Origin of the sequence: Streptomyces galbus (assembly GCF_005280195.1) — a bacterium.
Classification (GTDB): domain Bacteria; phylum Actinomycetota; class Actinomycetes; order Streptomycetales; family Streptomycetaceae; genus Streptomyces; species Streptomyces galbus.
In genome coordinates, this window is sequence record NZ_SZPR01000012.1 from 138418 (window position 1) to 150491 (window position 12074).

13 protein-coding genes are annotated in these 12074 nt (G+C 75.1%); 12 read left to right on the plus strand and 1 reads right to left on the minus strand.

Annotated elements, in window-relative coordinates; genetic code table 11:
- Positions 1–40: 40 nt before the first annotated feature.
- Entirely contained in the window at positions 41–1219 is a 1179-nt protein-coding gene (locus tag E4U92_RS13610) for a Glu/Leu/Phe/Val dehydrogenase dimerization domain-containing protein (RefSeq protein ID WP_137300634.1), read from the minus strand.
- A 181-nt stretch (positions 1220–1400) separates the two neighbouring features.
- Between E4U92_RS13610 and E4U92_RS13615 the strand changes: the two genes are divergently transcribed.
- The 12 genes from E4U92_RS13615 (at position 1401) to E4U92_RS13670 (ending at position 12057) form a co-directional block, all read left to right on the plus strand.
- Positions 1401–2591, plus strand: coding sequence for an MBL fold metallo-hydrolase (locus tag E4U92_RS13615; RefSeq protein WP_137300635.1), 1191 nt, complete (start codon positions 1401–1403; stop codon positions 2589–2591).
- A gap of 360 nt (positions 2592–2951) precedes the next feature.
- Positions 2952–4904, plus strand: a complete 1953-nt coding sequence (locus E4U92_RS13620) for a sensor histidine kinase (protein WP_137300636.1) — start codon at positions 2952–2954, stop codon at positions 4902–4904.
- Between the two features lie 56 nt (positions 4905–4960).
- Positions 4961–5395, plus strand: a complete 435-nt coding sequence (locus E4U92_RS13625) for a roadblock/LC7 domain-containing protein (protein ID WP_137300637.1) — start codon at positions 4961–4963, stop codon at positions 5393–5395.
- A gap of 2 nt (positions 5396–5397) precedes the next feature.
- Entirely contained in the window at positions 5398–5769 is a 372-nt protein-coding gene (locus E4U92_RS13630) for a DUF742 domain-containing protein (protein WP_137300638.1), read from the plus strand.
- A complete protein-coding gene (locus E4U92_RS13635; RefSeq protein ID WP_137300639.1) occupies positions 5747–6373 on the plus strand; it encodes a GTP-binding protein in 627 nt (208 codons plus the stop codon). The genes E4U92_RS13630 and E4U92_RS13635 overlap by 23 nt, the downstream gene beginning before the upstream one ends.
- Before the next feature lie 60 nt (positions 6374–6433).
- The gene (locus E4U92_RS13640; RefSeq protein ID WP_137300640.1) at positions 6434–6997 is read left to right on the plus strand and encodes a GAF domain-containing protein; all 564 of its coding nucleotides are present in this window, start codon (positions 6434–6436) and stop codon (positions 6995–6997) included.
- Positions 6998–7237: 240 nt separating this feature from the next.
- Entirely contained in the window at positions 7238–8266 is a 1029-nt protein-coding gene (gene tdh, locus E4U92_RS13645) for an L-threonine 3-dehydrogenase (RefSeq protein ID WP_137300641.1), read from the plus strand.
- 69 nt (positions 8267–8335) lie between these two features.
- Complete coding sequence (locus tag E4U92_RS13650; RefSeq protein WP_137300642.1) at positions 8336–9529, plus strand: glycine C-acetyltransferase; 1194 nt, start codon at positions 8336–8338, stop codon at positions 9527–9529.
- A gap of 37 nt (positions 9530–9566) precedes the next feature.
- Entirely contained in the window at positions 9567–10490 is a 924-nt protein-coding gene (locus E4U92_RS13655; RefSeq protein ID WP_137300643.1) for a LysR family transcriptional regulator, read from the plus strand.
- A gap of 35 nt (positions 10491–10525) precedes the next feature.
- Positions 10526–11143, plus strand: coding sequence for a helix-turn-helix domain-containing protein (locus tag E4U92_RS13660; protein WP_137300644.1), 618 nt, complete (start codon positions 10526–10528; stop codon positions 11141–11143).
- Entirely contained in the window at positions 11140–11667 is a 528-nt protein-coding gene (locus E4U92_RS13665) for a GNAT family N-acetyltransferase (RefSeq protein ID WP_137300645.1), read from the plus strand. The genes E4U92_RS13660 and E4U92_RS13665 overlap by 4 nt, the downstream gene beginning before the upstream one ends.
- A gap of 30 nt (positions 11668–11697) precedes the next feature.
- On the plus strand, positions 11698–12057 hold the full coding sequence (locus E4U92_RS13670) for an MmcQ/YjbR family DNA-binding protein (RefSeq protein WP_168725108.1): 360 nt from the start codon (positions 11698–11700) through the stop codon (positions 12055–12057).
- Positions 12058–12074 lie beyond the last annotated feature (17 nt).

The window sequence follows — 12074 nt, forward strand, 5'->3', positions numbered from 1 at the left end:
CTGATCTTCCCTCCCGCCCGTGGGCCGACGCCGCGGCACGTCACCGGTGGGGCGGGAAACGCTCCGCGATCGCCGCGAGCCGGTCCTCGGCCAGGGCGTGCGCGGCCGCCCGGGGCGTCGTGCCGTCGGCGTCCGCGCGGGACAGCACGCGCTCCACCAGTGTCCGCATCGACCGCCGGACGTGCGCGAACGCCCCGTCCGCGTCGGGGCCGATGTCGCCGAACAGCGTCCACCACCACCAGGCGTTGGTGCCGGAGTTGACGACCACGTCCGGCAGTACCGTCACCCCGCGCGCGTGCAGCAGCTCCTCCGCCCGCGGCACCACCGGCATGTTGGCCGCCTCCGCGATCCAGCGGGCCCGCACCTGCTCCTGGTTGCCGGGGTCGACCGCCCAGGAGACGGCCGCCGGGACGAGCACCTCGGCGTCGGCCGACAGCCACGCTCCGCCCGGCAGTTCGCGGTCCCCGGGCCGCAGCGCGGCGCGGTCCACGGTGCCGTGTCCGTCGCGCGCCGCGAGCAGCGCCTCCACGTCCAGGCCCGCCGGGTTGGCGAGGGTGCCCTTGACGTCCGCGACGGCCACCACCGACAGCCCCGCGCGCGTGAGGAACCGCGCCGTCGCCCCGCCCATCGTGCCGAGCCCCTGCAGCGCGACGCGCGTCCCCGCGTACGGCACCCCGGCCCGGTCCAGGGCGGTCAGCACCGACTCGGCGACCCCGCAGCCCCCGACCAGCTCGTCCAGCCCGAGCCCGTCCACCTCGACGGCGAAGGCGTCCGCGAGCCGGGCCCGGGCCGCCGCCTCGTCCGGCAGCAGCGGGTAGACGGCCTGGATCGACGACACCAGCCCCGCCTCGGCGGCCGCCCGGTCGACCAGGTCCTGGCTCAGCCCCAGGTCCTCACCGGTCGTCCAGCAGCTCTCGACGTACGGCCGCACCGCGCGCAGGTAGCGCACCAGCAGCCCGTACGCGGCCGGGTCCCGCGGGTCGCAGTCGATGCCGCCCTTGGCGCCGCCCAGGGGGACGTAGCGGGCGTCGGGGTCGTAGTGCAGCGCCTCCTTCATGCTCATGCCGCGGGCGAGCCCAGCCACCTCCGCCGCCGTGCAGCCGTCCCGCATCCGCAGCCCCCCGCTGCACACGCCCCGCACGAGCCGGTCGACCACCAGGAAGCCCTGGCGGCCGGTGACGTGGTCGGTCCAGGTGAGGGACAGGTGCGGGGCGGTCATCAGAACTCCTGGACCCGAGAGCGTTACTGAACGGCAAGTCAGTGTCGGGAGCCCGGGGACCTCCTGTCAACGCACCGCCGCCGGCCGGACGGGCCGGCCGACCGGCTCCGCACGGACGCGGGCCGGTGCTGTCGTGGGGGCGGACCATAATGGGAACCCTCAGCGATCCACTGGAGGTACCGTGGCCGGTTTCCGTTCCCTGAGCCCCGGGCTCCGCGCGTTGGTGCCCGAGGCCTTCGGCGCGGACCCGAGCGGTGAGCGCCTGGCGCGCATCCGCAGATCCCCCCACTTCGAGGACGGTGTCTTCCAGAACCCCGGTGGTCCGGCGCGCACCCGCCCCTCGGGCTCGGCCCTCGACCTCGCCAAGGTCTTCTTCGACCGGGACACCCGGCCCCGCCGCGCCCCCTCGGGCACGGTCCCGGTGCACCCGACCACCGTCGCGGACCTGGCGAAGCCGCCCGTCACCGGGCTGCGGCTGACCTGGATGGGCCACTCGAGCGTGCTGGCGGAGATCGACGGTCAGCGCGTGCTGTTCGACCCGGTCTGGGGCGAGCGCTGCTCGCCGTTCCCGTTCGCCGGGCCCCGGCGCCTGCACCCGGTCCCGGTGCCGCTCGCCGCCCTGGGCGAGGTGGACGTGGTCGTGATCTCCCACGACCACTACGACCACCTGGACCGGCCCACGATCAAGGCACTGGCCGGCACCGACACCCTGTTCGCCGTGCCGCTCGGCGTCGGTGCCCACCTGGAGCGCTGGGGCGTGTCCGCGGACCGGCTGCGGGAGCTGGACTGGCACGAGGCAACCGAGGTCGGCGGTCTGACCCTGACCGCGACGCCGGCCCGCCACTTCTGCGGCCGCGGCCTGCGCAACACCCAGCACACGCTGTGGGCGTCCTGGGTCGTCGCCGGCGAGGAGCACCGGATCTACCACAGCGGTGACACCGGCTCCTTCGACGGCTTCAAGGAGATCGGCGCCGCGCACGGCACCTTCGACGCGACCATGATCCAGATCGGGGCGTACAGCGAGTTCTGGCCCGACATCCACATGACTCCCGAGGAGGGTCTGCGCGCCCACCTCGACCTCCAGGGCGGGGAGCCCTCCGGCGTCCTGCTGCCGATCCACTGGGGCACGTTCAACCTCGCCCCGCACGCGTGGGCCGAGCCGGGGGAGTGGACCAAGGACGCCGCCGAGGCCGCCGGGCAGGCGGTGGCCCTGCCGCGGCCGGGCGAGCCGTTCGAGCCGGCCGGGAAGGTGCCGGCGGAGGCGTGGTGGCGCGGGGTCTCGGCGCCCGTGGTGCGGTCGTGGGACCGCGCGCAGCGGCGGGGGTCCGCCTCCGGGGCACGCGAGGGGCTCGACCTCGCCGGAGAGCGCTGAGCGTCCTGCCGTCCCCCGGCACCCCCGGCCCGAGCGAAGGCCAAGACCGATACGCTGAGTGACGGGCTGGGGTGTCCTGACTCCTCGCGGACACCCTCGCACGGCCCGGTCGCGCCCGGCGGAGGGGGCGCCGCAGGGTGCTCGATTGCCCGTTCGAGGCCTCATACCAGAGCGGGACGCCGGGCGGGGGACTTTGTCGACTGCCCGCCGCACATGAGGCGTCCGCGACTACTGTCAGTGTCCGTCGGACCACACGGGACCGTGTTGCGCGGTCCTGTCGGCCCGGCACCACGAAGCCGCACACCCGGCTCGCGCCCCACGCGCGGGGACCGGGCCCGACGGACCAGTACGAGGACACCGATGTCTCACCTCCGCGCACCGGCCGCCCGCGCAGACCGCCGCGAGGGCGGGCGGCACGGGCGACCGGCCGCCCGCCCCGCCCCCGCGCCGGCCGAGACACACATACGGCCCCAGTTGATGCGGCTCGCCGTGTTCCCGCCCGTAGCGGTCGCCCTCGCCGCAGGAGCCGCCGTGCTGGTCGCCCTGCGCGCCGGCCGGCCGCAGGGCGGGCCCACCCTGTGGGCGGTGCTCGGCTGCGCGGTCGGCGTGAGCCTCGCGGGCATCCTCATCGCGGCCGTCGCCGCCGACCGCACCGCCCGCTCCATGGGCGACCGCATCACCGCCCTGCGCCGGCACAGCGCGCGCCGCGAGGCCGACCTCCACGCGCTCGTCGAGGCGCTGCGCCGCGGTGACACCCCGCCCCGGCGTACCACCCGCGGCCGGCCGCCCGCCGACGGCGACGAGTTCGACGCCCTCGCCGCCGACCTGGCGAGCGCCCACGACGGGGCCGTCGCCGCCGTCGTACGGGCCGCGCAGCTCTCCAGCCAGGCCGGGAGCGAACAGAAGCTCGAGGTGTTCGTCAACCTCGCCCGGCGGCTCCAGTCGCTGGTGCACCGCGAGATCTCCCTCCTCGACGAGCTCGAGAACGAGATCGAGGACCCCGACCTGCTCAAGGGGCTCTTCCACGTCGACCACCTGGCCACCCGCATCCGCCGCCACGCCGAGAACCTCGCCGTGCTCGGTGGCGCCGTCTCGCGGCGCCAGTGGAGCAACCCGGTCTCCATGACCGAGGTGCTGCGCTCCGCCATCGCCGAGGTCGAGCAGTACTCCCGGGTCAAGCTGGTGCCGCCGGTCGACGGCGAACTGCGCGGGCACGCCGTCGCCGACGTCATCCACCTGCTCGCCGAACTCGTCGAGAACGCCACGGTGTTCTCCGCGCCCCACACCCAGGTCCTGCTGCGGGCCAACCTCGTCACCTCCGGGCTCGCCGTCGAGGTCGAGGACCGCGGCCTCGGCATGCCCGTCGACGAGCAGCAGCGGATGAACGCCCTGCTCGCCGACCCCGACCAGGTCAACGTGGGCCGCCTGCTCGCCGACGGCCGCATCGGGCTGTTCGTCGTCTCCCAGCTCGCCCGCCGCCACGGCATCCGGGTCCGCCTGCAGAACAACATCTACGGCGGCGTCCAGGCCGTACTCGTCGTCCCCGAGGCCCTGTTGGGGCAGACACCCGGCATGGCGCCCCCCGTGGCACAAGGAGTCGGGACACAGGCGGCCACGGTGCAGGGAAGCGTGGCGCAGGGGCCCGTACCGCCGCCCGCGTACCCGGCACAGGACCCGGCCGGCGCCCTCCACCTGGCCACCCCCGCACCGCCCGCCACCGCACCGGTCCCGACGCCGGTCCACGACCCGACCGGCGCCCAGGCCGGCCTCGTACCCCTCCCGGCGACGGACCCGGCCGGCGGGCACGACGGGCCGGCCGCCCCGGCGGACCCGCACACGCGGCCCGCGCCCCTGCCCGTCCGCGGCGCACACCGGGCCCGGCCCACGCCCGCCGACGCCCTGCCCGGGGTCCGCGCGGACGACCGGCACACCCCCGGCGTGACGGCCGGGCAGGCGCCCGTCGCCCGCACCGGCGCGGTGCGCGGCACCATGGGGCGGCCCCAACTCCCGCGCCGCCGCGCCCAGGAGCACATCGCGCCGCAGCTCCGCGGCGGCCCGCTGCCCCGCCAGGACGGTGAACATCCCGGGCCCGACCCCGGTCTGATGGCCGCCTTCCAGCGCGGGATCGGCCTCGCCGAGTCACGGCAGAACCTGGAGCCCGGCTCCCCGGGGCCGGCCCCCGCCCCGCTGTCCGAGGCGTACCCGGCGCACACGGCCGCCCCCGTCGAGGCGTACGGCGTGCGCGGCGTCCCGGCCGCGCCCGGACCCGACCACCCCACCCCCCGGCACGACGGGAGCGCGTCCGCCGGATGACCACCCCACCCCCCAGCGCCCCCGCGGACCCACGTACCCCAAGGAGTCGATCCACCATGGCGAGCGACGCGCCGACCGGCCACGTATCCGACCTCGACTGGCTGTTGGGCGGCCTCGTGCAGCGCGTACCGCACACGGCCAGCGCGGTGCTCCTGAGCTGCGACGGCCTCGTGAAGTCCGTCCACGGCCTCGATCCCGACAGCGCCGACCACATGGCCGCCCTGGCCTCCGGGCTGTACTCCCTGGGCCGCAGCGCCGGCGTCCGCTTCGGCGACGGCGGGGACGTCCGGCAGGTCGTCGTCGAACTCGACTCGACCCTGCTGTTCGTCACCACCGCCGGCTCCGGCACCTGCCTGGCCGTGCTGGCCGGCCGCGAGGCCGACGCGGCCGTGCTCGGCTACGAGATGGCGATGCTCGTCAAGAGCGTGCGCCCCTACCTGGCGACCGAGCCCCGCCGGCACGCCGTCGAACCCCCGGTGATGAGGTCTTGAGCGTGGCGGCGGCCGGGGACGGCCCCTGGCTCGACGAGGCGGCCGGCCGGCTGGTGCGCCCCTTCACGGTCAGCAACGGCCGGACCCGGCCCAGCGTGGCCCTCGACCTGCTGTCCCAGGTGCGGACCACCGGCACCACCCCGCCCGGCCACCTGGGACCGGAGCACGCGCAGGCCCTCGACCTGTGCCGCTCACCGGTCCCGGTCGCCGAGGTGGCCGCCCACCTCAAGCTGCCGGCGGTGGTCACCAAGGTGCTCCTGTCGGACCTCGTCGACTGCGGGGCCCTGACCACCAAGCCCCCCGAGTACCAGCACAACCCCACCGACCGGGCCCTACTGGAGGCAGTGCTCGATGGACTACGACGACAGCTCTGACCACGCGGGCCACGACGGCCCCGATCCGTTCCCCACCGCGCTGAAGATCCTCGTCGCGGGCGGGTTCGGCGTCGGCAAGACCACCTTCGTCGGCGCCGTCAGCGAGATCGCGCCGCTCAGCACGGAGGAGCTGCTCACCACGGTCGGCGCGGCCACCGACAACCTCGACGGCATCGAGCACAAGGTCGAGACGACCGTCGCCATGGACTTCGGCCGCATCACCCTCGACCCCCGGCACGTGCTGTACCTGTTCGGCACGCCCGGCCAGGAGCGGTTCTGGTTCATGTGGGACGAGTTGTCCGAGGGGGCGCTCGGCGCGGTCGTCCTCGCCGACACCCGGCGCCTGGAGGAGTGCTTCGCCGCCGTCGACTTCTTCGAGGAGCGCGGACTCGGATTCGTCGTCGCCGTCAACGAGTTCGACGGGGCGCACCGCTACGGCCCCGACGAGGTGCGCGCCGCGCTCGACCTCGACCCGGCGATCCCCGTGGTGCGCTGCGACGCCCGGATCTCCGCGTCCGGCGTACAGACCCTCCTCACCCTCGTCCGGCACCTGCTCGCCCACGCGCCCGTGGTGCCCGAGCCGACCCGCGGCGCGCGCCGGTGACCCGTGACCCCCGCCCCTGGAGCCGCACATGACGTACGACCGCACCGAGGGAGCCCGGCCATGAGCTACGAGCCGCCCCGCCCGGCCGGCCGGCTGCTGCTCACCCCGCAGGACCGACAGGCCCCCGCCCGCACCGCCCGGCTGCGCCGGCTCGGCCTCGGCGGACGCCCCGAGCCGGCCCTGGACGCCTTCGCCGACCGCGTCGCCCGACTCACCGGCGCCCCCTACGCGATGGTCAACTTCATCGGCGAGGAAGGGCAGTTCTTCGCGGGGCTGCACGTCGGCCCCGGCGCCGCACGCGCGGGCAGGCCCGAGCTGGGACGCCACCTGCCGCGCGACTACGGCTACTGCCCGCACGTCGTCGTGCGGCGCCGGGCGCTCGTCCTGGACGACGTGGCCGACTTCCCGCGCTTCGCGGGCAACCCGATCGTCGACGAGTACGGCGTCCGCTCCTACCTGGGCGCGCCGCTCGCCGACAGCACGGGCATGGTGTTGGGCACGGTCGGCGCCGCTGATCTCGCGCCGCGCCCCTGGGGGAAGGCCGGGCTGGAGACCATCAAGGCCGCGGCCGCCGACCTGGTGGCCCGCATCGAGGCCGGCGCGCGGAACGGGTCTCCGCTGTAGCGCGGGGCCACCGGGGCGACGGCGCCGCTGTGCGCGACCGGCCGTGGGGCGGCGCCGGCGCCGCGGCCGGCCGGCGTTCCGCGGCGGGTGTGAAGCGGAGCTGTGGCGCCGCTTAAGAAAACCTCGATGGACCGCGGTGGGGGACGTACGGCAGATTGCTCGTCGAATCCACCCCTCTCCCCGGCTGCGGGCTCCTTCGGCCTGCCCGCGCGCCCGGGACCTCACCACAGGAGCCGTCGCGTGAAGGCGCTGGTCAAGGAGAAGGCGGAGCCCGGGCTCTGGCTCACGGACGTCCCGGAGCCGCGGACCGGCCCCGGTGACGTGCTGATCAAGGTGCTGCGCACCGGCATCTGCGGCACCGACCTGCACATCCGGTCCTGGGACGGCTGGGCGCAGCAGGCGATCAGTACCCCGCTCGTGGTCGGGCACGAGTTCGTCGGCGAGGTCGTGGAGACCGGGCGGGACGTCACCGACATCGCCGTCGGCGACCGGGTCAGCGGCGAGGGCCACCTGGTGTGCGGCAAGTGCCGCAACTGCCTGGCCGGGCGCCGCCACCTGTGCCGGGCCACCGTCGGCCTCGGCGTCGGCCGCGACGGCGCGTTCGCCGAGTACGTCGCCCTGCCCGCGTCCAACGTGTGGGTGCACCGCGTCCCCGTGGACCTCGACGTGGCCGCGATCTTCGACCCGTTCGGCAACGCCGTGCACACCGCGCTGTCCTTCCCGCTGGTCGGCGAGGACGTCCTGATCACCGGCGCCGGACCGATCGGCCTGATGGCCGCCGCCGTGGCCCGGCACGCGGGCGCCCGCCACGTCGTCATCACCGACGTCAGCGAGGAGCGCCTGGAGCTGGCCCGCAAGATCGGCGTCAGCCTGGCCCTGAACGTCGCCGGCTCCTCGATCGCCGACGGCCAGCGCGCCCTCGGGCTGCGCGAGGGATTCGACGTCGGCCTGGAGATGTCCGGCCGGCCCGAGGCCCTGCGCGACATGATCGCCAACATGACGCACGGCGGCCGGATCGCCATGCTGGGCCTGCCGGCGCAGGAGTTCCCGGTCGACTGGGCCCGGATCGTCACCTCCATGATCACCCTCAAGGGGATCTACGGGCGCGAGATGTTCGAGACCTGGTACGCGATGTCGGTCCTCCTCGAGGGCGGCCTCGACCTGGCCCCTGTGATCACCGGCCGCTACGACTACCGCGACTTCGAGGCGGCGTTCGCCGACGCGGCCGGCGGCACGGGCGGCAAGATCATCCTCGACTGGACGGCGTAGGACCTGTCGGACAGGCCCTGATGACCGTGGTCCGGTTCGCCGGCCCTGACGCACTTCTTTGGAGTCCCCATGTTCGACACCGTGCGCGACGACCTGCGCGCCACCCTCGACGAGATCCGCGCCGCCGGGCTGCACAAGCCGGAGCGGGTGATCGGCACCCCCCAGTCCGCCACCGTCAGCGTCACCGCGGGCGGCCGCCCCGGTGAGGTCCTCAACTTCTGCGCCAACAACTACCTCGGCCTGGCCGACCACCCCGAGGTGGTCGCCGCCGCCCACGAGGCGCTCGACCGCTGGGGCTACGGCATGGCGTCCGTGCGCTTCATCTGCGGTACGCAGGAGGTGCACAAGGAGCTGGAGGCGCGCCTGTCGGCGTTCCTCGGCCAGGAGGACACGATCCTGTACTCCTCCTGCTTCGACGCCAACGGCGGTGTCTTCGAGACCCTGCTGGGCCCGGAGGACGCGGTGATCTCCGACGCCCTCAACCACGCGTCGATCATCGACGGCATCCGGCTGTCCAAGGCCCGCCGCTTCCGCTATGCCAACCGCGACCTCGAGGACCTGGAGCGCCAGCTCAAGGAGGCGGCCGGGGCCCGCCGCAAGCTGATCGTCACCGACGGTGTGTTCTCCATGGACGGCTACGTGGCGCCGCTGCGCGAGATCTGCGACCTGGCCGACCGCTACGACGCGATGGTCATGGTCGACGACTCGCACGCCGTCGGCTTCGTCGGCCCCGGCGGCCGCGGCACCCCCGAGCTGCACGGCGTGATGGACCGCGTCGACATCATCACCGGCACCCTCGGCAAGGCGCTCGGCGGGGCCTCCGGCGGCTACGTCGCCGCCCGCGCGGAGATCGTCGCCCTGCTGCGCCAGCGCTCCCGGCCGTACCTGTTCTCCAACACCCTCGCCCCGGTCATCGCGGCTGCCTCGCTGAAGGTCCTCGACCTGCTGGAGTCCGCCGACGACCTGCGGGTCCGGCTGCGCGAGAACACCGCCCTGTTCCGCCGCCGGATGACCGAGGAGGGCTTCGAGGTCCTCCCCGGCGACCACGCCATCGCCCCGGTGATGATCGGCGACGCGGCCGAGGCGGGCCGCCTGGCCGAGCTGCTCCTGGAGCGCGGCGTCTACGTCATCGGGTTCTCCTACCCGGTCGTCCCGCAGGGCCAGGCCCGCATCCGCGTCCAGCTGTCCGCCGCGCACTCCACGGACGACGTGAACCGCGCCGTGGACGCCTTCGTCGCGGCCCGGGCCGCGCTGAAGGGCTGAGCGGGAGCACACGGGGGCATTTGAGACAATCGATCGCATGATCGAAGCGCGGCGGCTCCACATCCTCCGTGCGGTGGCCGACCACCGCACGGTGACCGCGGCTGCCGCCGCGCTGTACCTCACCCCCTCCGCGGTCTCCCAGCAGCTCGCGGCCCTGGAGCAGGAGACCGGCCACCGCCTGGTCGAGCGCGGCGCCAAGGGCGTACGCCTCACCCCGGCCGGGGAGATCCTGCTCAGCCACACCAACGCCGTCCTCGCCCAACTGGAGCGAGCAGAGGCCGAGCTGGCCGCCTACAGCTCGGGCCAGGCCGGCACCGTCACCGTCGCCGCCTTCGCGACCGGCATCGCCCTGGTCGTGGCCCCGGCGGTAGCCCGTCTCGCCGGGACCGCCCCGGGCATCCGCATCCGGGTCCAGGACGCCGAGGGCGACGCCAGCCTGTTGATGGTCCTGGACCGCCAGGTCGACGTGGCAGTGGCCGTCGAGTACCGCGGGGCGCCCCCGGCCGACGACCCGCGCCTCGCGCACGTCCCGCTCTACGCCGAGCCCTTCGACGCGGTCGTCCCGGTGCGCCACCGGCTGGCCGACCTGGCCGAGGTGCCCCTCGCCGACCTGGCGAAGGACACCTGGATCGGGCCCTACCCCGGCAACCCCTGCCACGACGTCGTCGTCCTGGCCTGCGAGCACGCCGGCTTCCAGCCCCGCCTGGAGCACTCCTCGGACGACTTCCGCGCCGTCGTCGCCCTCGCCTCGGCGGACGCCGGCGTGGCCCTCGTCCCGCGCTCGGCCCTGCGCGGCATGGACCTCACCGGCGTCGTCGTGCGCCCGGTGGACGGCGTGGCCCCGACCCGCCGCGTCTTCGCCGCCGTGCGCCGCGGCGCGGAGGACCACCCCCTGATCCGCCCGGTGCTGGACGCGCTCGGCGAGGCGGCGGGCAGGGAGCGCGCGGAGAGCTTCCGTTAACACCGCTGTCTCATATCAGGGATAGATTCCCGAACATGAGAAGCGAGGAGCTCACGACCGACGAGCCGCACCCGGACGACGGCCCGGACCCCGACGCCGTCGACACCCGCCTCGCCGCCCGGCTCGCCGAGCTGCGGGCCGAACGCGGCTGGACGCTGGGGGAGCTGGCCGAGCGCAGCGGTGTCAGCCGGTCCACCCTGTCGCGGGCCGAGCGGGGCGAGACCAGTCCGACCGCCGCCCTGCTGAACCGCCTGTGCCACGTGTACGGGCGCACCATGTCGCGGCTGCTGGGCGAGGTCGAGGCCGCCTGCGCGCCGGTGCCGGTGCTGAGGGCCGCCGAGCAGCGGGTCTGGGCGGACCGCGCCTCCGGTTTCGTACGCCGGTCGGTGTCGCCGCCGCACCCGGCGCTGCGCGGGGAACTCGTCGAGGGGCGGCTGGCCCCCGGCGCCGACATCGCCTACGACCGGCCGCCCGTGGCCGGGCTCGAGCAGCACATCTGGGTGCTGGACGGGGCGCTCGCCGTCACCGCCGACACCACCGACCACCGCCTCGACGCCGGGGACTGCCTGCGGCTGCGGGTGTGGGGGCCGACGCGCTTCCGCTGCCTCGGGGACACCGAGGCCCGCTACGTGCTGGCGGTGGTGCTGCCGTGAGGGTGACCCGGCTGGACGGCGACCGACTGCGGTCCGCCGTGGGCGCGTTGGCCGACCTGCTGGCCGACACGGTGGCCGGCGGCGCCTCGGTCGGCTTCCTCGCGCCGCTCGACCGCGACGGGGCCGCGGCCTGGTGGACGGAGCGCGCCGCCGCGGTGGCGGACGGGCGGCTCGCGGTGTGGGCCGCGTACGACGGGGACCGCGTCGTGGGCACGGTGAGCCTCGCCCTGCCGGACAAGCCCAACAGCCGCCACCGGGCGGAGCTGGTCAAGCTGATGGTCCACCGGGAGGCCCGGGGCCGGGGCCTCGGACGCCGGCTGCTGGCCGTGGCCGAGGAGGCCGCCGCCGCGGACGGGCTCACCCTGCTCCACCTGGACACCGAGACCGGCAGCCCGGCCGAGCACCTGTACTCGGGGGCGGGCTGGACGCGGGCCGGGGTGATCCCCGACTACGCGGCCGCCCCGGACGGGGAGCTGCGGCCGACCACCCTGTACTACAAGCGCCTGGTGGGCGCCGACGGGTGAGTGTCAGTGGCAGGGGCTACGGTGCGGCACATGCCGGACGCCGAAGACGTACGCCGTATCGCCCTGTCCCTGCCGGACACGACGGAGAAGACCGCCTGGAACATGCCCACGTTCCGGGTGGCGGGCAAGATGTTCGCCACGCTGCCCGAGGACGAGACCTCCCTCGCCGTGCGCTGTCCCAAGGAGGAGCGCGACGAACTGGCGCTCGCCGAGCCGGAGAAGTTCTGGATCGCCGGCCACGAGGCCCAGTTCGCGTGGGTGCGGGTCCGGCTGGCGGCGCTCGACGACGAGGCGGAGCTGCGCGACATCCTCGCCGACTCCTGGCGGCAGGCGGCACCGCAGCGGCTGCTGGAGGCGTACCCGGGGCTGGGCGTGACCGAAGGGCGCTGACCCGGCCGGCACCTCCC

Excerpts from the sequence above, each read along its gene's own strand:
- E4U92_RS13655 (WP_137300643.1), top strand. The coding sequence starts at position 9,567 with ATGATCGAAGCGCGGCGGCTCCACATCCTCCGTGCGGTGGCCGACCAC.
- E4U92_RS13650 (WP_137300642.1), top strand. The coding sequence starts at position 8,336 with ATGTTCGACACCGTGCGCGACGACCTGCGCGCCACCCTCGACGAGATC.
- E4U92_RS13640 (WP_137300640.1), top strand. The coding sequence starts at position 6,434 with ATGAGCTACGAGCCGCCCCGCCCGGCCGGCCGGCTGCTGCTCACCCCG.
- E4U92_RS13610 (WP_137300634.1), bottom strand. The coding sequence starts at position 1,219 with ATGACCGCCCCGCACCTGTCCCTCACCTGGACCGACCACGTCACCGGC.
- E4U92_RS13635 (WP_137300639.1), top strand. The coding sequence starts at position 5,747 with ATGGACTACGACGACAGCTCTGACCACGCGGGCCACGACGGCCCCGAT.
- E4U92_RS13625 (WP_137300637.1), top strand. The coding sequence starts at position 4,961 with ATGGCGAGCGACGCGCCGACCGGCCACGTATCCGACCTCGACTGGCTG.
- E4U92_RS13670 (WP_168725108.1), top strand. The coding sequence starts at position 11,698 with ATGCCGGACGCCGAAGACGTACGCCGTATCGCCCTGTCCCTGCCGGAC.
- E4U92_RS13660 (WP_137300644.1), top strand. The coding sequence starts at position 10,526 with ATGAGAAGCGAGGAGCTCACGACCGACGAGCCGCACCCGGACGACGGC.
- E4U92_RS13620 (WP_137300636.1), top strand. The coding sequence starts at position 2,952 with ATGTCTCACCTCCGCGCACCGGCCGCCCGCGCAGACCGCCGCGAGGGC.